Annotated in this window: 17 protein-coding genes; 1 reads left to right on the forward strand and 16 read right to left on the reverse strand. The window is 72.4% G+C overall.

Translation table 11 applies throughout. The features are described 5' to 3' along the window. Window positions 1-26: 26 nt before the first annotated feature. The gene (locus tag OG210_RS07695) at window positions 27-3,374 is read right to left on the reverse strand and encodes an ATP-dependent helicase (RefSeq protein ID WP_371535440.1); all 3,348 of its coding nucleotides are present in this window, start codon (window positions 3,372-3,374) and stop codon (window positions 27-29) included. Window positions 3,375-3,596: 222 nt separating this feature from the next. Beyond that, entirely contained in the window at window positions 3,597-3,956 is a 360-nt protein-coding gene (locus OG210_RS07700; protein ID WP_328331177.1) for an MGMT family protein, read from the reverse strand. Between the two features lie 221 nt (window positions 3,957-4,177). Between OG210_RS07700 and OG210_RS07705 the strand changes: the two genes are divergently transcribed. Continuing rightward, complete coding sequence (locus tag OG210_RS07705) at window positions 4,178-7,063, forward strand: flippase-like domain-containing protein (protein WP_328331176.1); 2,886 nt, start codon at window positions 4,178-4,180, stop codon at window positions 7,061-7,063. 24 nt (window positions 7,064-7,087) lie between these two features. Here OG210_RS07705 and OG210_RS07710 read toward each other — a convergent pair whose 3' ends face one another. From OG210_RS07710 to OG210_RS07775, 14 genes are all read right to left on the reverse strand, one after another. Beyond that, complete coding sequence (locus OG210_RS07710) at window positions 7,088-7,612, reverse strand: hypothetical protein (RefSeq protein WP_328331175.1); 525 nt, start codon at window positions 7,610-7,612, stop codon at window positions 7,088-7,090. 175 nt (window positions 7,613-7,787) lie between these two features. Next, window positions 7,788-8,912, reverse strand: coding sequence for a PP2C family protein-serine/threonine phosphatase (locus OG210_RS07715; RefSeq protein ID WP_328331173.1), 1,125 nt, complete (start codon window positions 8,910-8,912; stop codon window positions 7,788-7,790). 206 nt (window positions 8,913-9,118) lie between these two features. Beyond that, window positions 9,119-10,297 carry an adenylyltransferase/sulfurtransferase MoeZ gene (gene moeZ, locus OG210_RS07720; RefSeq protein ID WP_328331171.1) on the reverse strand — a complete coding sequence of 393 codons (1,179 nt, stop codon included), beginning with the start codon at window positions 10,295-10,297 and terminating at the stop codon, window positions 9,119-9,121. A 62-nt stretch (window positions 10,298-10,359) separates the two neighbouring features. Continuing rightward, a complete protein-coding gene (locus OG210_RS07725; RefSeq protein WP_328331169.1) occupies window positions 10,360-11,160 on the reverse strand; it encodes a spherulation-specific family 4 protein in 801 nt (266 codons plus the stop codon). After that, window positions 11,148-12,110 carry an NAD(P)-dependent oxidoreductase gene (locus OG210_RS07730; RefSeq protein ID WP_266853347.1) on the reverse strand — a complete coding sequence of 321 codons (963 nt, stop codon included), beginning with the start codon at window positions 12,108-12,110 and terminating at the stop codon, window positions 11,148-11,150. The genes OG210_RS07725 and OG210_RS07730 overlap by 13 nt, the downstream gene beginning before the upstream one ends. 151 nt (window positions 12,111-12,261) lie before the next feature. Further along, window positions 12,262-13,317, reverse strand: coding sequence for a hypothetical protein (locus OG210_RS07735; protein ID WP_371535445.1), 1,056 nt, complete (start codon window positions 13,315-13,317; stop codon window positions 12,262-12,264). Between the two features lie 376 nt (window positions 13,318-13,693). Then, window positions 13,694-15,445, reverse strand: coding sequence for a DUF3492 domain-containing protein (locus tag OG210_RS07740; protein ID WP_371540210.1), 1,752 nt, complete (start codon window positions 15,443-15,445; stop codon window positions 13,694-13,696). A gap of 190 nt (window positions 15,446-15,635) precedes the next feature. Continuing rightward, complete coding sequence (locus OG210_RS07745) at window positions 15,636-17,411, reverse strand: dipeptide ABC transporter ATP-binding protein (RefSeq protein ID WP_371535448.1); 1,776 nt, start codon at window positions 17,409-17,411, stop codon at window positions 15,636-15,638. After that, window positions 17,408-18,397, reverse strand: coding sequence for an ABC transporter permease (locus tag OG210_RS07750; RefSeq protein WP_371540212.1), 990 nt, complete (start codon window positions 18,395-18,397; stop codon window positions 17,408-17,410). Before OG210_RS07750 ends, OG210_RS07745 begins: the two co-directional genes overlap by 4 nt. A gap of 2 nt (window positions 18,398-18,399) precedes the next feature. Beyond that, on the reverse strand, window positions 18,400-19,392 hold the full coding sequence (locus OG210_RS07755) for an ABC transporter permease (protein WP_328331161.1): 993 nt from the start codon (window positions 19,390-19,392) through the stop codon (window positions 18,400-18,402). 2 nt (window positions 19,393-19,394) lie between these two features. Continuing rightward, window positions 19,395-21,128, reverse strand: coding sequence for an ABC transporter substrate-binding protein (locus tag OG210_RS07760; RefSeq protein ID WP_328331159.1), 1,734 nt, complete (start codon window positions 21,126-21,128; stop codon window positions 19,395-19,397). A gap of 165 nt (window positions 21,129-21,293) precedes the next feature. Further along, window positions 21,294-21,386 carry an Ms4533A family Cys-rich leader peptide gene (locus tag OG210_RS07765; protein WP_327295399.1) on the reverse strand — a complete coding sequence of 31 codons (93 nt, stop codon included), beginning with the start codon at window positions 21,384-21,386 and terminating at the stop codon, window positions 21,294-21,296. Window positions 21,387-21,453: 67 nt separating this feature from the next. Continuing rightward, complete coding sequence (locus OG210_RS07770; protein WP_328331157.1) at window positions 21,454-22,743, reverse strand: DUF3152 domain-containing protein; 1,290 nt, start codon at window positions 22,741-22,743, stop codon at window positions 21,454-21,456. An 83-nt stretch (window positions 22,744-22,826) separates the two neighbouring features. After that, entirely contained in the window at window positions 22,827-23,792 is a 966-nt protein-coding gene (locus tag OG210_RS07775; protein WP_371535452.1) for an alpha/beta fold hydrolase, read from the reverse strand. Between the last annotated feature and the right edge of the window lie 66 nt (window positions 23,793-23,858).

The following is a 23,858-nucleotide window of genomic DNA, read 5'->3' on the forward strand; positions in this document are numbered from 1 at the left end:
GTCCGGGCAGCACAGCCCGGTGCCCGTCACTCCACGATGTGGCGGCCCTCGGGCAGGGCGCTGCAGGAGGCGCGGAACGCGCAGTGCGTGCAGTGGCTGCCCGTCGTCGGGGTGAAGCGCTCGTCCAGCACCTTTCCGGCGGCGGTGGCCAGCAGATCGCCGACCCACTCCCCCGCGAGCGGTTCCTGGGACTGGACCTTGGGCAGCGCGTCGCCGCCCTCCTTCTTGGCGGCGGCCTGCCGCAGCTGTACGAGTTCGGCGCCGCCCGCGTCGGGGCGCCGGCCGCCGAAGACCTCGTCCACCGCGCCCTCGCGCACCGCGAGCTGGTACACCGCCAGCTGCGGATGGCGGGCCACCTCGTCCTTCGTGGGCGCCTGCTTGCCGGTCTTGAAGTCGACGACGTACGCACGGCCCTCCGCGTCCTGCTCGACCCGGTCCATGGAGCCCCGGATCCGGACCTGGTACTCACCGGCCTCCAGCGTCACGTCGAAGGGGTGCTCGGTCGCGGCCGGGGTGCGGCCCGCACGGTCCATGACGTGCCAGCGCAGGAAGCGTTCCAGCGCGGCGCGGGCGTTCTCCTTCTCCTGGCCGGACTTCCAGGGGGCGTCGAAGGCGAGCGAGTTCCAGACCGAGTCGAGCCGTTCCATCAGGACGGCCAGGTCGGCGGGGGTACGCCCGGACGCCACCTCGTCCGCGAGGACGTGCACCACGTTGCCGAAGCCCTGCGCGGCGGTGGCGGGCGCGTCCGCCTTCACCTCGCGGCCCAGGAACCACTGGAGCGAGCAGGTGTGCGCGAGCTGGTCCAGCGCGCTGCCGGAGAGCGCGACCGGCTGCGCGGGGTCGCGCACCGGGACCGCGGAGTGCGTCGGCTCGTACAGCCCCCACCAGCGGTACGGGTGCGCGGCGGGCACCAGCGGCTGGCCCTCCTCGTCCGCGAGCGCGGCCAGCCGGGCGAGCCGGTGGGCGGCGGCCTCGCGCAGCTCGGGGGACGCCTTCGGGTCGACGGTCGTGGCGCGCAGCTCCGCGACCAGCGGGGCCACCGCGAGGGGGCGCCGGGGGCGGCCCGTGACGTCCTTCGGCTCCACCCCGAGCTCGGTGAGGAAGCGCGACGGCTGGTCCCCGTCGTCGGCCGGCGCCTTCACCGCGGTCACGACGACCCGGTCGCGGGCGCGGGTGGCCGCGACGTAGAAGAGCCTGCGTTCCTCGGCGAGCAGCGCACCGGGGCTGAGCGGTTCGGCCAGCCCGTCGCGCCCGATCCGGTCCGCCTCCAGCAGGGAGCCGCGCCGTCTGAGGTCGGGCCACAGCCCTTCCTGCACACCGGCGACGACGACCAGGCCCCACTCCAGGCCCTTGGCGCGGTGTGCGGTCATGAGCTGGACCGCCTCGGGGCGCACGGTCCGCTTCGACAGGGTGTCGGCGGCGATGTCCTGGGCGTCGACCTCTTCGAGGAAGTTCAGCGCGCCGCGCCCGCCGGTGCGTTCCTCGGCGCGGGCCGCGGTGTCGAAGAGCGCGCAGACGGCGTCCAGGTCCCGGTCGGCGTTGCGCCCGGCGGCGCCGCCCCGCAGCGTGGCGCGCTCCAGGCGCCGGGGCCAGCCGGTGCCGCTCCACAGCTCCCAGAGGGCCTGTTCGGCGGTGCCGCCGTTCTCCAGGAGCGCGCGGGTCCTGGTCAGGAGCTTGCCCAGCTGCTGGGCGCCCCTGGCGTACGCCGGGTCGTGCGCGATCAGCCGTCCGGGCTCGGCCAGCGCGCGGGCGAGCAGTTCGTCGGACGGCGCGGGCAGCCGGTTCCCGCCCGCCCGTTCCTCGTCGCGCAGGGCGCGGCCGAGCCGTCGCAGGTCGGCGGTGTCCATGCCGCCGAGCGGTGAGGTGAGGAGCGCGATGGCCGCATCGGTGGTCAGCCGGGCGGCGCGGGCGTCGGCCGGCGGGCCCTCGTCGCCCGTGTCGGGGCCGGTACGAGAGCCGGCGCCGGTCCTGTCCAGCGCCGCCTCCGCCACCGCCCGCAGCGCCGTCAGCAGCGGGGTGACCGCGGGCTCGTGGCGCAGCGGTACGTCGTCGCCCGCGATGTCCAGCGGGACCCCGGCCGAGGTCAGCGCGCGGCGCACCGCCGGGATCGAGCGGCCACCCGCACGGACCAGGACCGCCATGTCGTTCCACGGCACGCCCTCCTCCAGGTGGGCCCGGCGCAGGATGTCCGCGATGTTGTCCAGTTCGGTGCCGGCCGTCGGATAGGTGTACGCCTCGACCCGGCCCCCGGCCCGTACCGCCGAGAGCTCCCGGTGCGCGCGGACCTTCGCGGCGGGCAGCCGGGGCAGCGGCATCCGCTGGGTGAGCAGCCGGGTCGCCGTCAGCAGGGCCGCGGCTGAGCGGCGTGAGGTGGTCAGCACCTCGACGGGGGCCGGGCGGCCGTCGGTACGGGCGAAGGCGTCGGGGAAGTCCAGGATGCCGTTCACGTCGGCGCCGCGGAACGCGTAGATCGACTGGTCCGGGTCGCCGAACGCGACCAGGGTCCGGCCGCCGCCCGCCAGCGCGTGCAGCAGCCGGACCTGGGCCGGGTCCGTGTCCTGGTACTCGTCGACGAAGACCGCGTCGTAGCGGAGGTCGGCGCGTTCGGCCAGCGGCACCGCGCGGTGCACCAGCTCCGCGTAGTCGACGACGCCCTGCGCGTCGAGGACGTCCAGGTACTCGGCGAGGAACCCGGCCGCCGCGTGCCAGTCGGGTCGGCCCGTGCGGTCCGCGAACGCGGCCAGGGTCTCCGGGCCGAGGCCCAGCTCCCGGCTGCGGGCGAGCACCGCGCGCACCTCGTCGGCGAAGCCGCGCGTCGTCAGGCAGGCCCGCAGCTCGTCGGGCCAGCGGATCCGGCCCAGGTCGAGCTGTCCGGCCAGCAGCTCCCGTACCGCGACGTCCTGCTCGGGTCCTGACAGCAGCCGCAGCGGTTCGGCGAAGAGGTCGGCGTCCTGGTGGGCGCGGACCAGGGCGTAGCAGAAGGAGTGGAAGGTGGTCGCCTGCGGGCCGTACGTGCCGATCCTGGATCCGGCGGCGGGCACCCCGGCGTCGGGGAGCGGCACGGGCCCGCTTCCCTGGATCCGTACGGCCAGCCGGTCGCGCAGTTCCACCGCGGCCCGGCGGCTGAAGGTGAGGACGAGAATCCGTTCGGGGTCCGTCCCCTCGGCGATGCGCCGGGCGACGGCCTCCACCAGCGTGGTGGATTTCCCGGTGCCCGGCCCGGCGAGGACCAGCAGCGGTCCGGTGCGGTGATCAACCACCGCACGCTGCCGTGCGTCCAGTACGGGTGGATCCACGGTGCCCGGCGGGGTGCGCACCAGTCGGTACGCGCCCGGGGCCCGTTGCCGTACCCGGTGGGAAGTGGAGGTGCTCACGTGGATCGCCGGTCCTGGAAGGGGTGCGTGGATGTGCGGAGGGGAAGAACGGGTGCGGAGTGTGTGCCGCCCTGCCCGCGGTGCCCCGCCGACGCTACGCCGCCGGGCAGGGCGACCGGGACGGCAGTGGCCGGGACAGCTGTGACAAGGACGACAGTGGCCGGGGCCTGTACTCCGTACGGGTCTCAGACCACCCGTGGGAGGGCCGAATGGCGGAAGCTGTCAGACATGAGCCCCGTCGCCGCCGTCCCACCGCGCCCGCCGCATGTCCAGGCGCGGCAGGTGGCCGTCCGCTTCGCGTGCGGCCCGCGAGGCGTCCCGCAGCGGGGTGGACTCCGCGCGGTAGTGCTCCAGCGCCCGCACCTCGTGGCCCGCGAGCAGCGCACCGTCCGAGCGCACCACACGCCACCACGGAGCTGCGCCGCCGTAGAGAGCCATCACCCGGCCCACCTGGCGCGGGCCGCCCTCCCCCAGCCATTCGGCGATGTCCCCGTACGTCATGACGCGGCCGGGCGGGATCAGCTCCGCGACGTCCAGCACCCGTTCCGCGTACTCCGGCAGCTCAGCACTCACCCGGTCCATCCTGCACCACAGCGCCGACAACGCGCCGGGCCTGCCCCAGAGCGGGCCATTTTCCGCAAAGGGGCCCTGATGCCCTCCCGTGCCGCCCGGACATGCCACCATCGTCCGGGCGGTGGCCGGGCTTCCCGCGAGCAGCGCCCAGCCGCTCTGCCCGCGGGCCCAGCACCCCGAGGTGGAGCGCAGTGATACGAGACAAGAAGGAACCGACGGAGGGGCCAGGCGTGCAGGAGCCACCGGAGGCGGCGAACGCCCCCGACTCCGAAACCCCTCCGGGCGGACCGGAGCCGGGCCCGGGGCCGGGCGACGGCCCGGGCGGCCGGGGCAGGCCGGGGGCTGACCCCGGCGCGGCCGACGGGACGGAAACCGGGCCCGGATCACAGCCGGAGCCGGGCTCGCAGCCGGAGCCGGGCTCGCGCCAGGAGCCGGGCTCGCAGCCCGCCACCGGCGCCCGTCCCGGGCCGGAATCCGGGCCGGAATCACAGCCCGCGACCGGATCACACCCCGGCCCGGCCGCACCGCCCGAGTTCGGTGGGGCGACACCCATCGACCGGGTCTCCGGGGACGAGCCGCTGCTCGCCGCCCGGGTGCACCGCCCGTCCGATCTGCTGCGCCTGCTCACCGGCATCCTGGCCATCGCGCTGGTCCTCGCCATCGCCGCCTTCGCCCACGGCACGACATCGGGGCTCGCCCAGGACATCCACAACGGCACCGTCCAGACACCCGATCTGCTCCTCAAGCTCGCCGGGCTCTTCTCGTCCATCGCCATACTGATCCTGCCGGTCGCCTTCGCGATCGAACGGCTGGTCAAACGCGACGGTCTGCGGATCGCGGACGGCGTGCTGGCCGCCGTACTCGCCCACGGCGCGGCGCTCGCCACCGACCTCTGGGTCGCCAAGGCCGCACCCAAGTCGATCACCGAGGCACTCACCCAGTCCCTCGCCAACGGCACGCTCACCGACCCCGTGCACGGCTATCTCGCCCCCGTCATCGCCTATATGACGGCGGTCGGCATGGCCCGCAGACCGCGCTGGCGGGTGGCGCTCTGGGTGGTGCTGCTGGTCAACGCCTTCGCTGTGCTGGTCGGCCGGCAGACCACCCCGTTCTCGATCATCGTGACGATCCTGCTGGGCTGGACCGTCGCCTACGGCACGCTGTACGCCGTCGGCTCGCCCAACGTCCGCCCGACCGGCCGCCAGCTGCTCGCCGGGCTGCGGCACGTCGGCTTCAACCCGGTCAGCGCGATGCGCGCCGAGGACATCCCCGACTCCGCCGAGCAGGGCGACCGGGGCCGCCGCTACTTCGTCACGCTGGAGGACGGCGGGCCGCTGGACGTCACCGTCGTCGACCGGGAACAGCAGGCGCAGGGCTTCTTCTACCGGGTGTGGCGCCGCCTCACCCTGCGGTCCATCTCCACCGGCCGCTCCATCCAGTCGCTGCGCCAGGCCCTGGAGCAGGAGGCGCTCCTCGCGTACGCCGCCATCGCCGCCGGGGCCAACGCGCCGAAGCTGATCGCCACGTCCGAGCTGGGCCCCGACGCGGTGATGCTCGTGTACGAGCACACCGGCGGCCGCTCCCTCGACTCGCTGCCCGACGAGGAGATCACCGACGAGCTGATGCGGAACGCCTGGCGCCAGATGCAGGCTCTGCAGTCCCGCCGCATCGCGCACCGCAGGCTCGTCGGTGACGCGATCCTGGTGGACCGGTCGGGCCGTCTGATCCTCACCGATCTGCGCGGCGGCGAGATCGCGGCGAGCGACATCGTGCTGCGCATGGACATCGCGCAGCTGCTCACCACGCTGGGGCTGCGGGCCGGGGCGGAGCGCTCGGTCGCGTCCGCCGTGGCGGTCATCGGTCCCGACAAGGTGGCCGACAGCCTGCCGCTGCTCCAGCCGCTGGCGCTGAGCCGGTCGACCCGGGCGACCTTGCGCCAGCTGGCGCGCGAGCGGGCGAAGCGCGAGCGCGAAGCCGTGATCGAGGCGTCGGAGTCGGCGAAGCGGGCGAAGGCCGGGCCCGAGGCGCCGGGCGACAGCCGCAAGGCCGCACGTGCCGAGAAGAAGGCCGAGAAGGAGGCCATCGACGACGCGCTGGACGAGGCGCGTGAGGAGGACCTGCTCTCGCAGATCCGCCACCAGGTGCTGCTGGTCCGTCCGCAGGCGCACGCCGAGCCGGTACGGCTCGAACGCGTCAAGGTCCGCACCCTGTTCACGGTCATCGCCGGGTCCGTCGCCGCGTACTTCCTGCTCTCGCAGCTCGCCAACATCCCGTACCACCAGCTGATCACCACCACGCGCTGGGGCTGGGTCGCGCTGGCGGTGCTGTTCTCCGCGGTGAGTTACGTGGCGGCGGCGATGAGCCTGCTCGGCTTCGTGCCGGAGAAGGTGCCATTCCTGCGGGCCGTGTCGGCGCAGGTCGCCGGGTCCTTCGTGAAGCTGGTGGCGCCCGCGGCGGTCGGCGGAGTGGCGCTCAACACCCGTTTCCTGCAACGCGCCGGCGTGCGCCCCGGGCTCGCGGTGGCCAGTGTCGGCGCTTCGCAACTCTTCGGGCTGGCCAGCCACATCCTGCTGCTGATGATCTTCGGCTATGTGACGGGCACCGAACAGACCCCGTCTCTGACCCCGTCCCGTACGGTGATCGCCGGTCTGCTGACGGCCGCGGTGCTCGCCCTGGTGGTGACGGCGGTGCCGTTCCTGCGGAAGTTCGTTGTCACGCGGGTGCGTTCGCTGTTCGCCGGGGTGGTGCCGCGGATGCTGGACGTGCTCCAGCAGCCCCGCAAGCTGCTCACCGGTATCGGCGGGATGCTGCTGCTCACCGGCACGTTCGTGATGTGCCTCGACGCCTCGATCCGGGCCTTCGGCGGCGGCTCGACCATAAGTTACGCCAGCGTCGCGGTGGTCTTCCTGACCGCGAACGCGGTGGGCTCCGCCGTACCGACCCCCGGCGGGGTCGGGGCCGTCGAGACGGCACTGACCGGTGCGCTGATCATCGCCCGTGTCGACCCGGGGACCGCCGCTGCCGCCGTGCTGCTCTTCCGGCTGCTGACCTTCTGGCTTCCGGTGCTGCCCGGCTGGCTGTGCTTCAACTATCTGACGCGCAGAGGGGCTCTCTAGGCGGACACGGCCTGGCCCCCTCGTTCAGGCGGTGCCCTGCGTCCGGGTCCGCTCCAGCGTCCGCAGGATCAGCCACTGGTCGCCCCACGCCATCGCCGTGCCCAGTACGGCCATCACCACACCGATCAGTACGCTGCCGACGGCCGCGCCCACCGCGAATCCGGCGAGCCCCAGCGCACCGCGGACCGCGAACCGCAGCGCGACCAGGCCCACCGCCAGCAGCCGGGTGCGCTTGTTCTTCCAGAGCGCCCGCATGAAGCGCATCCGGGTCCGCAGAACCGTGAGCGAGAGCGTCAGGTTCAGCACGGCGACGACCGGGATCAGCCAGTACGCGACCGGGTAGGCCCGGGCGATGTCGAAGACACCCGCGAAGGTGCCGACGATCGGGAAGTACCAGTTGGGCAGCGGCTTGATCTCCACCGGGGCCGCTGCGGTGACCGGTGCGGAGGCGCTCGGCGCCATGACCATTCCGGTGTCCCGTCCGGTGCTCTGTGCGGTGATCTTCGACGTGCTCTGTGCGGTGATCTGCTCCGTGCTCACTGCGGTCATTTCCGGTTCCCCCTGAGGCTTCGTTTTCCGACACGAGAAGCTTCCCGCGCCGGGCGCCTCCGGCGGCAGAGCGAACCGTCCGTACTCCGGCAGGACAAATGTCCCGGCGCGGCGGGCACGGTGCCCGAAGTGCGGCCCGCCCCAGCCCACTTGTCACCCCGTGCCCCGGACCGGCTCAGCGGGCGGTGATCACCATGATCGCCGCGTCGTCCTGGAGCCGCCCGCCGACGTACCGGTGGAGATCCTGCTCGATCTCCCGTACCAGAGCGGCCGGTTCCAGGCGGGTCCAGCCCTCCAGCCGCCGGGGCAGCGGATAGAACACCCCGTGGCCGTCCCGGGCCTCCGTGACCCCGTCCGTGAACAGCAGCAGCCGGGCCCCGTACGGCAGCCGCGTCTCCACCACGGCCCGCGCGCGTTCCTCATCGGGGACCAGGAAGCCCAGCCCCAGCGGCAGCCCGGCCTCGCCCAGACCGATCTGCCGCGCACCGGAGTCGCAGACGGCGAACGGCTCCAGATGACCGCAGTTCACCAGCCGCATCCGCTGCCGGTCCGGGGCGAACTCCACCAGCAGCGCGGTGACATGGCGCGGCTCCTGGCCGATGGTCTCGGCGTACTCGTTGTAGCGGTCCAGTATGTTCTCCATGCGCCGGGTCAGGTCCGACAGGCCCGGCTCCTCGTACCCCGCCACCCGGAACGCGCTGAGCACAGCCGCGCCCGCGTTGATGGCGTCCAGCCCCTTGCCGCGCACATCGGCGACGAGCACCCGGGTCCCGAACGGCGACTCGATCAGTTCGTACAGGTCGCCGCCGACCCGCGCGTACTCCTCCGCCGCGAGGTAGACCCCGTATGCCTCGAAGTCCTTGGTACGCAGCGGGAACGGCCGCAGCAACGCGAGCTGGACCGCCTCGGCGGCTCCGCGGGTCCGCTCCAGGAGGGACTGCCGCTGGGAGCCGAGCCGCGCGATCAGCAGCGCGAGCATCCCGACCGTCCAGGTCGCGGCGAGCACCACGGCCATCTGCGCGGGGTCGCGCTCGTGCGGTGCGAACAGGGGGTACGAGACGGCGATGCTGATACCGGCGAGGGTGGCGAGCGCGGCGGTCGCCAGGACGCTCAGCACGAGGGCCCCGACGAGCGGGACCAGACTCGCGAAGAGCACCACCCGCAGGTCGCCGGGGGTGACGGACTCCACGCCCACGATCGCGGCCAGCACCACGAGGAGAAATACCAGGAACGCGGCGCGCTCCCTCCGCGTCGTGTCCCGCTCCACGAGCAGACGCGTGAGGCTGCGGGCGAGCGGCATGGACAGATCCCATCTGGTCTAATATGCGAGCTATGTTGCTTTTGTCGTCCCTCTCCCACACAGTAGCGCCGACCCGGGGGCAGCACAGGGGCACGGGCCGGCTCCCGGAGCGCAGAGAGCCTGAGCGCGCAGAGCCTGAGCACACACAGAAGGGGCGGCCCGCACATCCCGTGCGGGCCGCCCCTCCGACGCGGTGGTGCCGCGGTCTAGTAGACCGGCTTCTCCGGCTCGATCTGGTTGACCCAGCCGATCACGCCGCCGCCCACGTGGACGGCGTCCGCGAAGCCCGCGGACTTCAGCACGGCCAGCACCTCGGCCGAGCGGACACCCGTCTTGCAGTGCAGGACGATCTTCTTGTCCTGCGGAAGGTCCGACAGGGCGGAGCCCATGATGAACTCGTTCTTCGGGATCAGCTTCGCGCCCGGAATCGAGACGATCTCGTACTCGTTCGGCTCACGGACGTCGATGATCTCGATCTTCTCGTCGGTGTCGATCCACTCCTTGAGCTGCTTGGGAGTGATCGTCGAACCGGCCGCCGCCTCCTGGGCCTCCTCGGACACGACGCCGCAGAAGGCCTCGTAGTCGATGAGCTCGGTGACGGTGGGGTTCTCACCGCAGACCGCGCAGTCGGGGTCCTTGCGGACCTTGACCTGGCGGTACTGCATCTCCAGGGCGTCGTAGATCATCAGCCGCCCGACCAGCGGGTCACCGATGCCGGCGAGCAGCTTGATCGCCTCGTTGACCTGGATGGAGCCGATCGACGCGCAGAGCACGCCGAGCACGCCGCCCTCGGCGCAGGAGGGGACCATGCCGGGGGGCGGCGGCTCCGGGTAGAGGCAGCGGTAGCAGGGACCGTGCTCGGACCAGAAGACCGACGCCTGGCCGTCGAAGCGGTAGATCGAGCCCCAGACGTACGGCTTGTTGAGCAGCACGCACGCGTCGTTGACCAGGTAGCGGGTGGCGAAGTTGTCCGTGCCGTCCACGATCAGGTCGTACTGGGAGAAGATGTCCATCACGTTCTCGGCTTCGAGCCGCTCCTCGTGAAGGATCACATTCACCAGGGGGTTGATCCCGAGGACCGTGTCCTTGGCCGACTGGGCCTTGGAACGGCCGATGTCGGCCTGGCTGTGGATGATCTGGCGCTGCAGGTTCGACTCGTCGACCTCGTCGAATTCCACAATGCCCAGCGTGCCCACACCGGCAGCGGCCAGGTACATGAGGGCGGGCGAACCGAGGCCGCCCGCGCCCACGGCGAGCACCTTGGCGTTCTTCAGCCGCTTCTGCCCGTCCATCCCCACGTCGGGGATGATCAGGTGGCGGGAGTACCTGCGGACCTCATCGACGGTGAGTTCAGCAGCTGGCTCGACCAGGGGTGGCAGCGACACGGGGACTCCGTTGGTCGGTATCTACGTACGATGGTTCTTCCGTAACACTGCCACGCCCCTCCTCATTCCGAGACACCAGGTCCGATCCGCGAGACGATTTCGTCCCAGTAGCCGGGCAGCGCCTCGAACGGCGCGCTCTCCTCCGGCCGGCCTGCGGCGGAGCCGTCGGCCCCGTCCACGGGATCGGTCCCGCCGGTGCGGTCGGTCCGGTCCGTCCGGTCGGTGAAGAAGATCGTGCCCGCCCCCTGCCAGCGGGCGATCCGGACGGCCTCCTCCAGGTGTGTGCGCGGGACGCCGTGCACGAAGTGGGCGAACCGCGACGGGTCGTAATCGGCGGTCCACTCCGCCACCTGCGACCAGCGGTAGTCCGTCCAGGGGCCGCTGAAGGTGACCAACTGGTCGGCGGTCTCGGCGTATCCGGGGTACGGATGCACTCCGTGTCCGAGCACGAGACGGCCGCCGGGCCCCGTCACCGACCTGAGGGCGTCCGCGATCCGCCGGGTCTCGGGCAGGTCGGCGCGGTCGGCCGGGGCCCGGTCGAGGAAGAACCCCTCGGTGCGGTACCAGTCGGCGAACCGGTGGGCCTCCGCGATCAGTTCCCCGAAGGCACGGGTGCCGTGGGCCATGTCGAGATGGCCGAGCACGCGCGTCCCCGCGTTGCGGAGCCGGCCCGCCGCCGCCAGGCAGTGCGGGTCGGGCCGGTCGCCGGGGCCGTTGTCGACGTTGAGGACGACCCAGTGCAACGGCGTGCCCGGGCGCGCCAGTTCGGCCCATTCGACCGGCGCGACCAGCGGGTGCGCGTACCCCGGCACGCCGAAGCCCAGTTCGGCCGAGAGGGTCGCGCCCGGGGTCAGATGCGGCATGCCGCCTCCATCCAGATGTCGGCGAGCGACTCCTCCAGGTTGATGCGCGGGCGCCAGCCGAGCCGGTCGCGGGCGGTGCGCACGTCCGCCTGCTGCCAGCCTCCGCAGCCGTCCGGGTACGGGGACGGCGCGGCCAGATGATCCATGACCGGCTCGGACGGGCGCGGCGAGACCAGGCCCGAGTGGCGGTGCTGGGGCGCGTCGAGCTCGTGGAGCGTGCCGCCGAATCCGGCGACCCTGGCCAGGACTGCGGCGGCGTCGCGCAGCTTCACCGCGTGGCCCGTACCGATGTTGACGACGCCCTGGGCCGCGGAGAGCGACGCGGCGTGGACGGCGCGCGCCACGTCCCGTACGTCGACGAAGTCACGCTGGACGCCGAGCCCGGAGAGCTTCAGCTCCTTGTCCCCCGCCTGCATCGCACGGCGCATCGCCTCGGCGAGACGGCCCAGCGGGGAGCCCGCGGGGGTGCCGGGGCCGACCGGTGAGAAGACCCGCAGGACGATCGCGTCGAGGCCCGAGTTGAGCACGAGCTCGCTGGCCGCCAGCTTGGAGACCCCGTACGGCCCGCCGGGGCGCGGGACCGCGTCCTCCGCGGTGGACGAACCGGGCTGGCTCGGTCCGTACTCGGCGGCGCAACCGAGCTGCACCATCCGCGCGTTGCAGGTGCTGCGGCGCAGCGCCTCGCAGACGGAGGCGACGGCGACGGTGTTGTGCCGGGTCAGATCGCGGGCGCCGCCACGGGTGGCTCCGGCGCAGTTGATGACGACCCCGGGGTGGACGGCGTCCAGGAAGCGGGTGAGCGCTCCCGGGCTGCCGCTGGCGAGGTCGAAGCGGACGTCGGCGTCGTCACCGCGTCCGAGGGCCGTGAGGTGCACGGCGGGGTCGGCGAGCAGGCGGTCGGCCACATAGCGGCCGAGGTATCCGTTGGCTCCGAGCAGCAGCACCCTCATCGCGCGGCCGCCTCTCGATACCGACGGGACGGTGCTGGAAGGTCGGGGCTCATTTTTCGTTCTCCTTCTGAGTGTTACGGGTGGTCGGCCCGCGGCGTCGGCTCCGCGGGAGTTTCGGGGGCGGCGGTCCGGCGGGTGGCCGGCCGCCGCTTCAGGTGTGCGCCGAGGCGCGGGAGAGCGCGGCGGTGGCGTGCGCCAGCAGGGCGAGCGCCACCGCTCCGCAGACGACGGCGGGTACGGCCGCCGCGCCCAGGGCGTCGACGGGCGCGGAGATGAAGCGGCAGCCGGGGAGGCGGCCGATGAGGACGGACGCCAGGGCGAGCGCCTCTCCCGTGCAGGCGGTGGCGAGCGCGGCGGCCGCGCCGTCGGGGAGGCCGTGGACGGTGAGCAGCCGGGAGAGGAGGAGCAGCACGGCGAGGGCCGCCGCTCCCGGGTTGAAGCCGGGGACGAACAGCAGGGCTGCGGGCACGGCCGCGTACAGCAGGGTGACGGCGGCCACGAGCGGCCTGGTGTGCGCGGCGAACTCGGCGGTGCCGCGGCTGGCCGCGAGCTTCCGCCCGGTCAGCTGCGCGAAGAGCCGGGCACACCAGGCGGCGGGTGCGACGGCCACGGCGAGACCCACTACGGCGATCCAGGACAGCGGCCACGGACCGTCGGGGCCGCCCCGCTGGAACTGGTCGAGGAGCCCGTCGCCGCAGAGCGCGTAGCCGATCAGCCAGCAGACGTACAGGCGCGCGGCCGGCACCGTACGCCCCCCGGCACGGAGCGGGCCCCGGCGCAGGGTGACGGCGAGGGCGAGACCGGTGAGGGCCGTACCGGCCGCCACGGCCGCGAGCCTGCCGCCGCCGTGGGTCAGTCCGGCACCGACTGCTGTCGCGACGGCGCAGGCGCCGGGCAGCAGTCCGTCGAAGGGGGCGCGCGGAACGGCGGCCGGAGTGCGCGCCGGTTCGGCACCGTCGGCCTCCGCGCCCCGGGGGACCCGGGCGTACAGCTCGTCGGCGAGCGAGAAGACGTCCCGGTGCCGGAAGCGGGCGGCGGTCCGGTCGGTGATCCCGTGCGCTTCGAGACCTGCGGCGATCTCCAGCGGGTCGACGGCCTGCTCGCACAGTTCGCGGTGCCGGTGCATCAGCGCCCGTACGGGGTCGGCGGGACCGCGTACGCCTTTGCGCACCGGGGATTCCGGCAGCCCGGCTGCTTCGCCGGTCACGGCTTCGGAGCGGGCGTCCCAGGCATCGGCGCCGACGGGCGGACGCGGTCCGTCGAGAGGCTGAGGCCCGCCGAGAGACCGGGGTCCATCGTGAGACTGCGGCCCGCCGAGAGGCTCCGGCCCGTCAAAAGACTGCGGCCCGTCAAAAGACTGCGGTCCGGTGGTACGGGGGGTGCTCATACGGCGACCTCTCGGCGCTGGCAGGTGCGTGGGGGCCGGAGTGGGAGACCGGAGGGTGCGGGAGCGGGCCCGCGCCGAGGTGCGCCCTCGGGGCTGGACCTGAGCCGGAGCGTGCGCCGGAGCGGCGGCCAGGGCGTGCGGGGATCCGTACCGGCGGTGCCGCCGCAGCCAAACGCGCTCCGGCGTACGCCCCCGCTCATCGGCTGCCCTCCCCCATCGCGGCCGCCGCACCGGCAGCCCGCGACACCGGCACGGCACCGGCCTGCACAGCACCCGGCACACCATCGGCACCACCACCAGCACCAGAGCGCGCGCCACCAGCACCCGGCCCCGGCTCCGGCTCCGCCCAGCTCGGCGTATGGGAAGCGCCACCGCCCCCCGCCGTCCAGTTCCCCGGGACATGCGACTCCGCCGGATACGCGAACGGCCTCGGCTCCCCGGTGTCGTGCTCCGGCGCACGCCGGACCGGGCAGTGCGAGATCACGTCGAGATAAATGCCGTGAAATGCCGTGAGGTTCTGTTCGACCGTGAACAGTTCGAGCGCCCGCGCACGCGCCGCCGCCCCCAGCCGCTCCCGGCGCGCGGGGTCGCGCAGCAGCGCGAGACAGGCGTCGGCCAGGGCCCGGGGGTTGCGCGGCGGCACCACGAGCCCGGTACCGCCGATGACTTCGACCACGGCCCCGACGTCCGTGGAGACCGTCGCCCGGCCGCAGAACATCGCTTCCACCAGGCTCACCGGGAACCCCTCCACCACACTGGAGAGCACGACGACCGCGCCCCCCGCGTAGGCGTCGGCGAGTTCGGGGGTCTCCGGGCCGCCGATCTCGTCGAAGGCCACGGGGTTGGAGCCGACGGCGTGCGCGCCGGCCGCCTCGTCGGGGAACAACTGCGCGGCCAGCGCCCGGCAGTGGGCGAGATAGGCGGCGCCATCGGGGCCTTCTGCGGGGGCTCCGACGATCCGCAGCACCGCACCCGGCTCCTCCCTGCGCACCTCGGCGAAGGCGTGCAGCAGCGAGATCAGATCCTTGGCGGGTTCGATGCGCCCGACCCAGACCAGGGTCGCCGGGTCGCCCGTGTCCAAGCCGTCGCCCACGGCGGCGAAGCGTGCGGCCTCCATGCCGGGGTAGACCGTGCGCAGCTTCGCGGGGTCGGCGCCGCACTTCTCCTGCCAGCGGCGCGCGTGCGTGTTGCCGGGTGTGATCACCGCGGCCTGTCCGTACACCTCGGCGGCGAGTGCGCGGTGGAAGGCGGCGAGCAGGGCCCGTACCGGCGCGCTCCGGTCGCCGCCCGCGAGGAAGTGCGAGCGGAGCTGGACCCCGTACTCGGTGACCAGCAGCGGAACCCCGAAGAAGCGTTTGGCCAGCAGCCCCGGCAGCGCGGCCGTGCCGCCCGCCGTGGCGTGGCAGAGGTCCACCGCCCCCAGGCCGTCCTCGGTGTACCAGTCGAGGGAGAGCGGCCGCAGCGCGCGTTCGACGAGACCGGCGAAGACGAGGTGGTCGGGGACCCCGGCGGCCTGCACGGTGCGGTTCGCGCCGGGCGCGCGGCAGGCGGACTCCAGGGTGCGCAGGGCGGTTTCGGAGCGGAGTGCCGTATGCAGCCCGCCGCGTTCCCTGGCCAGTTCGGCCAAGCCGTAGAGACCGGCCGCGAAGTCCGGTCCGCCGGCGCTGACGGCGGCCGCCAGTTCGCCGAAGTGTCCGGCGAAGCGGCGCCGGTCGCGGCGCCCGTAGGGGCGGCCCGCCACGGGCTCCGTCCAGAGCGGGGCGGTGCGCACCCGCCGTACCTGGGGCGGCAGTTCGACCCGGCCGGCTGCCTCCTGGTGCGCGCTGCGGCTCAGGGCGTAGACATCGAACTCGTGCTGATCGAGACCGCGCACCAGCCGGTCGCACCAGAGCCGTGACTCACCTGTCGCATACGGATAACCACCGTCCGTAAGCAGTCCTGTCCGCACGAGCACACCCCCGCTCTCCCTTCAGGCGGCCGCCGATGGTGACGGCGACTCACAGCGGGACGACCGTAAGCGGACAGAGAGGTGGCGCGATGGACGGTTGTCCATCGCGCCACCAGAAGGGGTGAACCGTCGTAACTTTCTCCCACCGATAGCGTTCTGTGGCGCTACGGTGCCTTTCGGTCACTCGGGGTCAGGCCGGAGCGAGCTCCGTACGGGCCGCGCGGCGCACCGCGGCGAGCACCGGGTCGAGCGTCGGGACGGCGGCCAGCAGCTGCTTGGTGTACGGGTCCTGCGGGGCGCCGTACACGGTGTCCGCCTCACCCTCCTCGACGATCCGGCCCTGCCGCATCACGGCGACCCGGTCGCTGACCTGCCGTACCACCGCGAGGTCGTGCGCGATGAAGACCAGGGCGAGCCCCAGCTCCCGCTGCAACTCGGCCAGCAGGGCGGTGACCTGGGCCTGGGTCGTGACATCGAGCGCGGAGACCGCCTCGTCGCAGACGATCAGCTCCGGCTCGGCGGCGAGCGCCCGCGCGATCCCGACCCGCTGGCGCTGGCCCCCGCTGAACTCGTGCGGATAGCGGCCGTACTGGGCGGCGTCCAGACCGACCCGGCCCAGCAGATCGCTGACCCGGTCCCGGATCAGCGACTCGTCCCGGTCGCCGCGCGCCCGCAGCGGGTCCGCGACCGATTCGCCGATGGAGCGGCGGGGGTTGAGCGAGGACACCGGGTCCTGGAAGACCATCTGCACCCGGCCGGCCCGGTGCAGGCGCCCCGATGTGGGCTCCAGGAGCCCGACGAGCATCCGTCCGAGTGTCGTCTTGCCGCTGCCGCTCTCGCCGACGATGCCCAGGGTCTCGCCGCGGTGGACGGCGAGGGACACCCCGTCGACGGCCGCGAGCGCGGACCTGCCCCGGCCGAACACCCGCCGTACGTCGACGGCTTCGACCAGCGGGCGGTCCCCGGCGCCGGCGGCCACCCGCTCCGGAACACCACCGGCTGCCACCCGCCGGCCTTCCCCCCGCGGTACGCGCACCGGCCGCGCCTCCACCCGATGAGCCCGCTGATCCTGCTGAGCCCGCTGATCCTGGTGATCCTGCTGAGCCTCCGCGTCCGTTGCTCGCACACGCTGCTGAGCCTCCACCCGTGGCACCGCGGCCAGCAGCGCCCTGGTGTACGGCTCGCGCGGTGATCCGAGCACCCCGGCCACCGGCCCGCGCTCGACCGCCCGCCCCTCCTTCATCACCAGCACCTCGTCGACCGACCCCGCAGCGACACCCACGTCATGGGTGACGAGCAGCAGCCCCATCCCCGTCTCCTGCCGCAGCCCGTGCAGCAGATCGAGGATCTGCGCCTGCACGGTGACATCCAGCGCGGTCGTCGGCTCGTCCGCGATCAGCAGCTGCGGCTCGCAGGCCAGCGCCATCGCGATCAGTGCCCGCTGGCGCATCCCGCCGCTGAACTCGTGCGGGCGCGACCTGGCGCGCCGGGCGGCATCCGGGATGCCCACCCGGTCGAGCACCTCGACCGCCCGCGCGCGGGCGGCCCGGCGTGAGGTCTTCACATGGACCCGGTACACCTCGGAGATCTGGTCGCCGATCGCGTAGTAGGGGTCCAGTGAGGAGAGCGGGTCCTGGAAGACCATCGCGGCCTTCCCGCCGCGCAGTCCGCGCAGTTCCGCGTCCGACGCGGTCCGCACATCCACCCCGGCCACCGTCACCGACCCGGTGACCTGCGCGCCGCTCCCCCGGTGCAGCCCGAGCAGGGCGTAGGCGGACGCGCTCTTGCCGGAGCCGGACTCACCGACGACGCCGAGCGCGCCGCCCGCCTCCAGCGTGAACGACAGCCCGTCGACGGCCCGTACGGACCCGTCGAAGGTGACCGAGAGATCCCTGACATCGACCAGACTCGTGGCAGGACTCACGGCGGGGCTCACGGCAGGACTCGTGACGGAACCAGCGCTCATGACAGGACCACCCGTCGGTCGGCCACCGCGTACAGCACGTCCGCTGCGGCATTGGCGAGTACCACGAAGAAGCCGGTGACCAGCACCATGCCGACCACCACCGGCAGGTCCACCACATTGACGGCGTGGACGAGTTCGCGCCCGATCCCGGGGATGCCGAAGAGCGACTCGGTCAGTACGGCGCCCCCGAACATCGAGCCGAAGTCATTGGCGTTGAGCGCGATGACAGGAGCGAGGGCCCCGCGCAGCGCGTGCCGTCCGATGATGCGGCGCTCGCTGACCCCGTACGCGCGGAAGGTCCGCACATGGTCGTCGGCCAGCGTCTCCAGCATCGAGGCCCGGGTCAGCCGTGCGTACTTGGCGGACTCGATCAGCGCGAGCGAGAGCCAGGGCAGCAGCAGGTTCCACGCCCACTGCTGCGGGTCGTCGGAGAACGGCACGTACTGCGGATACGGCAGCCAGCCCAGCGTCCCGCACACCACGATCATCAGCACCAGGCCGATGACGAAGACGGGTGTCGCGGTACCGGCCAGGGTGACCCCGGTGAGCAGCCGCTCCGTGGGCCGCCCGCGCCGCCAGGCGGAGAGCACGCCGGTGCCGACCCCGAGGATCAGCCACATCACCATCGCGCCGAGCGTGAGGGAGGCGGTGACCGGCAGCTTGGTGAGGATCAGCTGGGTGACCTGCTGGTCGGTGCGGTACGAGAGGCCGAGGCAGGGCGCGTTGCAGTGCAGCACCGAGGTGCCGGTGGAGAAGTCCCGCCCGGCGAAGATGCCCTGGAGGAAGTGCCCGTACTGCACATAGAGGGGGTCGCCGAGCCGCAGTTGCTCGCTGACCTGGTGCACCTGGACCGGTGAGCAGCGCGGACCGCAGGTGATCTGCGCGACGTCGCCCGGTGCGACGTAGAAGACCGCGTAGATGATCACGGAGATCGCGAGGAGGGTGACGGCGGCGCCGGTGAGGCGCCGCAGCAGGAAGCCCGTCATGTTCACGCCGCCGCTCCCTTCTCGCGCTTGCGTCCGGTGCCGATGCGCAGCCGGGAGGCGGCCCGCGGGTCGAGTGCGGTCCGTACGCCGTCGCCGAGCACGGTCAGCGAGACGACGGTGAGGAAGAGCATCCCGGCCGGGAGCAGCAGATACTGCGGCGCGGCCTGGTACCAGACGTCGGCCGATGTGAGCATCTGTCCCCAGGACGGGGTGGGCGGTTTGACGCCGACCCCGAGGAAGGACAGCGCGGCCTCGGCCGAGATGTTGCTGGGGAAGAGCAGCGCGGCGTAGGTGATGACGGGCGCTGCCAGCGACGGCAGCAGTTCGCGGCGGGCGATCTGCCACTGGTTCCAGCCGCTGAGCCGGGCCGACGCGACATGGTCGAGCGACTTGAGGCTCAGTGTCGCGGCCCGGACGATCTTCGCCGTACCGCCCCAGGCGACGAGGCCGATGACGAGCGCGACCAGCACCGGACGAGGGAAGGTGTCGGGGACGATCGCCATCAGCGCGAGCGAGAGCACCATCAGCGGCATCGCCACGACGACGTCGGTGATCCGGCTGAGGACGTTGTCGACGAGCTTGTTGCCGAGTCCCGCCGCGACCCCGAAGGCGACGCCGAGCAGCACCTGTACGAGCGTCGCGGCGAACGCGACGGAGAGCGAGACCCGGGCCCCGTAGACCAGCCGGGCGAAGAGGTCGCGTCCGGTCTGCGGTTCGATGCCGAGCCAGTGCTCGGCGCTCATGCCGCCGAGCGGACCGACGGGGACGCCGCCGCGCGCCGAGTCGATCAGATCCGGGTGGTAGACGTTGGGATCCTGGCCCTCCAGGGCGGTGAGCAGCGGCGCGGCGAGCGCGGCCAGGACGAGCAGGGCGACGACGACCGCCGCCGCGGTGGCGGCGCGCTGTCCCCGCAGCCGCCGCCAGAACTGACGGGCCCCGGAGGCGGGGACCGCGGCCGCGGTCCCCGCTTCCTTGGCCAACAGGGCTTCCGTCATGGTTACTTGACCGCCACCTGAGAGATGTCCAGCACGCCGGTCCAGTCGCTGATCACGACGTTCCTGATGTCCTGGCCGTAGAGCCGCTTGTAGACCGGGTGGAAGAGCGGCACGGTCAGCGCCTGCTCACCGATCTTCTTGTCGAGCGCGCCCCAGCGCCGGGCCGCCGCCTTCAGGTCGGTCTGCTTGTTGATCGCGTCGATCTCCTTGTTGACCGAAGGGTCGTTCAGGAAGCCGGTGTTGAAGTTGGCGCCGTCCTTGACGATCTGGCGGCCGTCGAAGATCGGGGCGAGGAAGGGGCCGCCGGACGGCCAGTCGGCGCCCCAGTGGGCGAGGAAGAAGCCCGGCTCGGTCTTCGCGTTCTTGGTCTTGTCCTTGTAGTCGTTGTCCTCAAGGCCCTGGAGCCTGACCGTGATACCGGCCTTCTTCAGGGACTCCTGGAGTGCGGTGGCGATCTCCGGGCTGGTCTCGAAGTCCTTGGCATTGGAGTGCGTCAGGGTGACGGTCAGGCCCTTGGCATAGCCGGCCTCCTTCAGCAGCGCCTTCGCCCTGGCCGGGTTGCCGGTGGCGCCTGCCGGGAAGTGGTCGTACGGCGTGTAGCCGAAGGACTTCTGGTGGGGCAGATAGGTGGTGGCGGGCTCGGCGAGCGCGGAGCCGCCCGCCGCGTTGATCACCGAGGAGCGGTCCACCGCGTACGAGATGGCCTGGCGCACCTTCGGGTTGTCGAACGGCTTCACCTTCGGGTTGAAGGCGATGTAGTTCGTGTAGCCGAAGTGGCCAGTGCCGACGCGCGCGGCGAGCTTCCTGTCGCCGGTGACCTTCGCCAGCTCGGCCGGGCCGAGGTTGGTGTCGGTGGTCACGGCGGCGGCGTCCGCGCCCTGGGAGCTTGCGAGCCGCTGGTTGATGACGGAGGAGTCGAGCCCGGAGCGGACGTCGATGGTGTCGGGGTAGGCCTTGCGCTCGCTGTCGGTCTTCGCCGACCACTGGGTGTTGCGCGCGAGCGTGATCCGCTCACCGTCGTTCTCGTTCTTGACGACCTTGTACGGGCCCGAGGAGAGCGGGTGTTCCTCGTACTTGGTGCCGGTGTCCTTGGCCTTCGGTACGGGGGTCGTCTGGGTCTGTGTCGCCAGATACGGGAACTCGCCCTCGGGCTTGTTCAGATGGAAGACGATGGTGCGGTCGTCGGGCGTCACGATCGCGTCGAGGCCCTTGCCCTTCTTCCCATCGGCTCCCGCCTTGTACGGGCCCTGGTACTGGGCCCCGCCGATGAGCCAGTCGCGCAGATAGGGCGCCCCGCCGGACAGTTCGGCGGCGAAGGACCGCTCGATGCCGTACTTGATGTCCCCGGACGTGATGGGGGTGCCGTCCTCGTACCGCAGCCCCTTCTTGAGGGTGTACGTCCAGACGGTGGCGTCCTTGCTGGGCCTGCCGGTGTCGGTCGCGAGGTCGGGGACGACCTTCGCGCCGTCGGCGCCGTTGGCGCGGTGGCGGGTGGTGAGCGTACGGAAGACCAGCGAGGGGACGTTGCCGCCGCCCGATGTGTAGAGGCGCGCGGGGTCGAAGTCCTCCTGCGGCGCGCTGTTGAGGACGGTGAGCTTGCCGCCCTTGTGGGGCGTGCCCTGGGCTCCGGACGTGGCGGCGGCGCTGTCCTTGGGCCCGGCGCAGGCGGCAGCGCCCAGGGCCAGAACCAGACTCGCGGCCGCCACGGACGCTGTGCGCGGGGACAGATGACGCATCGGAGAAGCACCTCTCGGTGTGCTGAACGCGGAAAGTGACAGGGGTCCGCACAGGCAGCAGCGCCGGAAGAGAGCACCGGGGAAGACAGAAAATGCCGCGCCTGCGGGTGGAAGAGGCCCGGGCGCGGCAGGGGAAAAGGCCGACACACGCCGGGGCAGGCGGTGTCAGCGACAGAGAATGTCGGCGACGCAGTGCCCGGTCACGCCGAACAGCACCAGCTCAAAGGCGGTGTGATCGGGGGACTCGGGGCGCGACATGCCGAGAAATATGAACGACCCGCCGACTGATGTCAACGTGGATGGACGCCGGGGCGAGACGGCCGTCTCAGCCAGTGGGATACACCCAGGGGTTGGCCCGGCACTTGATCCCGTCGATGTCCAGCGACTTGGTCTGCTGCTGCATGACCGGCGCGAGCGCACCCGGGGTCTTGCAGCTCACATGGTTGTGGCCGAGCCGGTGGCCGACCTCGTGGTTGATCAGCATCTGCCGGTACGAGTAGATCTTGCTGTCGCCGTAGGTCTTCGATCCCTGGGCCCAGCGATAGGCATTGATCATTACCCGGTCGGTGGCAGCCGAATCGCAGGACACATTCTCTTCGAGCGTGTCGAGACCGGATTTGGCGCACCAGTCGGCGGTGGTGACGGGACTTGCCAGCGTAATCAGGAAATCCGGGTGCCCGGAGGAAATACGCTCGAATGTCTTGGCCCCGTTGTGCGCCCAACTCCGCTTGTCGTTCAGGGTCTTCTGGATCGCGTCGGCGAACAGCGTGCCGTCGAGCCCCATTCCCTTCTCGATCTCCACCTGGTAGCGGTATGTGCGCCCATGGCCCGGCGCCTTGGCCGATCCCCCGACCACGGAGAAATCACCCGACGCCTTGAGTTTCGGGGAGAGGGGATACAGCTTGGACATTTTCTGCGTGTAGGTCAGCGGCGCCGGGGCGACCTTCGGCTTCACCCGGTTGTCGCCGCGCGAGGCGGCCCCTTCACCGGCCGCCCGCTTGCCCGTACCCGTGGCCCGGGTGTCGCTGTGGCTGTCGCCGCCGCCGATGACCTGGCCTGCGACCACGACCGCGAGGACGGTGATCACGGCGGCAGCGGCGATCCCGGCGAAGGTGCGGCCCTTGCCGCCCTTGCCCTCGGCGCTGTCCTGACTGGTTCCGGTGCCACCGGTTCCGTCGCCGCTGACGCCGGAACCGTCGAGGGTCCCGGAGCTGTCGGGCGGCCCGGAGGTATCGAGAGTCCTCGAACTGGCGACCAGGGTGGAACCGGCGGCAGCGCCGGTACTGCCGGTCCCCCTCGCGGGGGCGCCGGTGTCGGTACCGGTCGCCGTGGCAGCAGCGCCGCCGGTACCCGGCTCCGTACCGGCCAGATCCGTGAAGGCGTCGACGAACTCCTTGCGGGGGCCGGTTACTTGGGGGCGCCGCGGCTGGACGCCCTGCCAGGACCCGTACCGCTCGGGACCCGGCGCGTCCCACTCGGGCTGCTGGGGATGGCCGCCGCGCACCTGCGGCGGCGCCGCCTCGCCGGGGGTCCTCCTGCGACGCCCGGTCCCCGCACGCGCCTGGGCGCCGGGGCCCCCGCCGTCACCGGCGGTATCGCCGGAGATGTCTTCCACGCGCTGAGGCGCACTCTGAGGCGCACCTTGAGGCACACCTTGCGGTGCACCGTCCCGACGGCTGTGACGTCCCACTCCCCGGATCAGCTCCCACTGCTGTTGTTGTCGTCCAGCAACTCCCGGAAGGCAGTCGCGACCAGCTCCGGGTACTCCATCATGGCCACATGCCCGGCATCGGGCAGCGACAGCAGCCGGGATCCGCGGAACGCGGCAGCCGCCTTGCGGGCCATACGGTACGAGACGAGCTGGTCCCGGACTCCGTACACCAGCAGCGTAGGGGCCAGCACCCGCTGCGCCTGACGCCACAGCCCGTGCTGCCCGCCCAGTGTGTACGCGTCGACGATGCCGCGTGCCGACCGGGTCATGGCATCCCAGAAGTACGGCAGCTGCAGGCGCCGCTCCATCTCCTCGACCGCGTTGCGCAGGCCCTCGTCGCTCACGCGCGACGGGTCGCCGTAGCAGAGCCCGAGCATGCCGCGGGTGCGCATCTCGGGTGTCCAGTCCCTGGTGAGCCGCTGGAAGAGACCGGCGACCCCGGGGACCGCGAGCAGCGCGGTGGGCGCGGCCGTGGGCTGGACGCGCAGGTCGGGCAGTGCGGGCGAGATCAGTGTGAGGGTGCGCACCAGGTCGGGGCGGAGCGCGGCGACGCGGGTGGTGACCGCGCCGCCCAGCGAGTTGCCGATGAGGTGGACCGGGCCCCGGCCGCTCGCGTCGAGCACCCGGATCACCGCACGTGCGTGCCCGGTGACCGAGTAGTTCCCGTCGTCCGGCGGCGGCGAGTCGCCGAAACCGGGCAGGTCGAGCGCCTCGCTGTCCACGATGTCGTCGATGAGGGGCATCAGCGCCGACCAGTTCTGCGAGGAGCCGCCGAGCCCGTGCACGAGGAGCGCGGGCGGCAGCCCGGCACGCGCCGGGGGCCGGGAACGCACGGTCAGCGTCAGCCCGGGCAGCGTGACGGTCCGCAGGGCCTCTCCCGCCGCGATCCGTACGGTGCTCGCCCCGGTGGCCGGGACGGCGGCCGCGATTCCGGGCAGCTCGGTCGAAGACATAAGGCGATGTTACGAGACGATCACACGGGTATCCGTGTGTTCGCCGTCACAGACACATCGCGCTAC

The organism is Streptomyces sp. NBC_00466 (assembly GCF_041433995.1).
Lineage (GTDB): Bacteria > Actinomycetota > Actinomycetes > Streptomycetales > Streptomycetaceae > Streptomyces.

Excerpts from the sequence above, each read along its gene's own strand:
- OG210_RS07700 (WP_328331177.1), bottom strand. The coding sequence starts at position 3,956 with ATGGACCGGGTGAGTGCTGAGCTGCCGGAGTACGCGGAACGGGTGCTG.
- OG210_RS07710 (WP_328331175.1), bottom strand. The coding sequence starts at position 7,612 with ATGACCGCAGTGAGCACGGAGCAGATCACCGCACAGAGCACGTCGAAG.
- OG210_RS07715 (WP_328331173.1), bottom strand. The coding sequence starts at position 8,912 with ATGCCGCTCGCCCGCAGCCTCACGCGTCTGCTCGTGGAGCGGGACACG.
- OG210_RS07725 (WP_328331169.1), bottom strand. The coding sequence starts at position 11,160 with ATGCCGCATCTGACCCCGGGCGCGACCCTCTCGGCCGAACTGGGCTTC.
- OG210_RS07730 (WP_266853347.1), bottom strand. The coding sequence starts at position 12,110 with ATGAGGGTGCTGCTGCTCGGAGCCAACGGATACCTCGGCCGCTATGTG.
- OG210_RS07745 (WP_371535448.1), bottom strand. The coding sequence starts at position 17,411 with ATGAGCGCTGGTTCCGTCACGAGTCCTGCCGTGAGCCCCGCCGTGAGT.
- OG210_RS07750 (WP_371540212.1), bottom strand. The coding sequence starts at position 18,397 with ATGACGGGCTTCCTGCTGCGGCGCCTCACCGGCGCCGCCGTCACCCTC.
- OG210_RS07755 (WP_328331161.1), bottom strand. The coding sequence starts at position 19,392 with ATGACGGAAGCCCTGTTGGCCAAGGAAGCGGGGACCGCGGCCGCGGTC.
- OG210_RS07760 (WP_328331159.1), bottom strand. The coding sequence starts at position 21,128 with ATGCGTCATCTGTCCCCGCGCACAGCGTCCGTGGCGGCCGCGAGTCTG.
- OG210_RS07765 (WP_327295399.1), bottom strand. The coding sequence starts at position 21,386 with ATGTCGCGCCCCGAGTCCCCCGATCACACCGCCTTTGAGCTGGTGCTG.
- OG210_RS07775 (WP_371535452.1), bottom strand. The coding sequence starts at position 23,792 with ATGTCTTCGACCGAGCTGCCCGGAATCGCGGCCGCCGTCCCGGCCACC.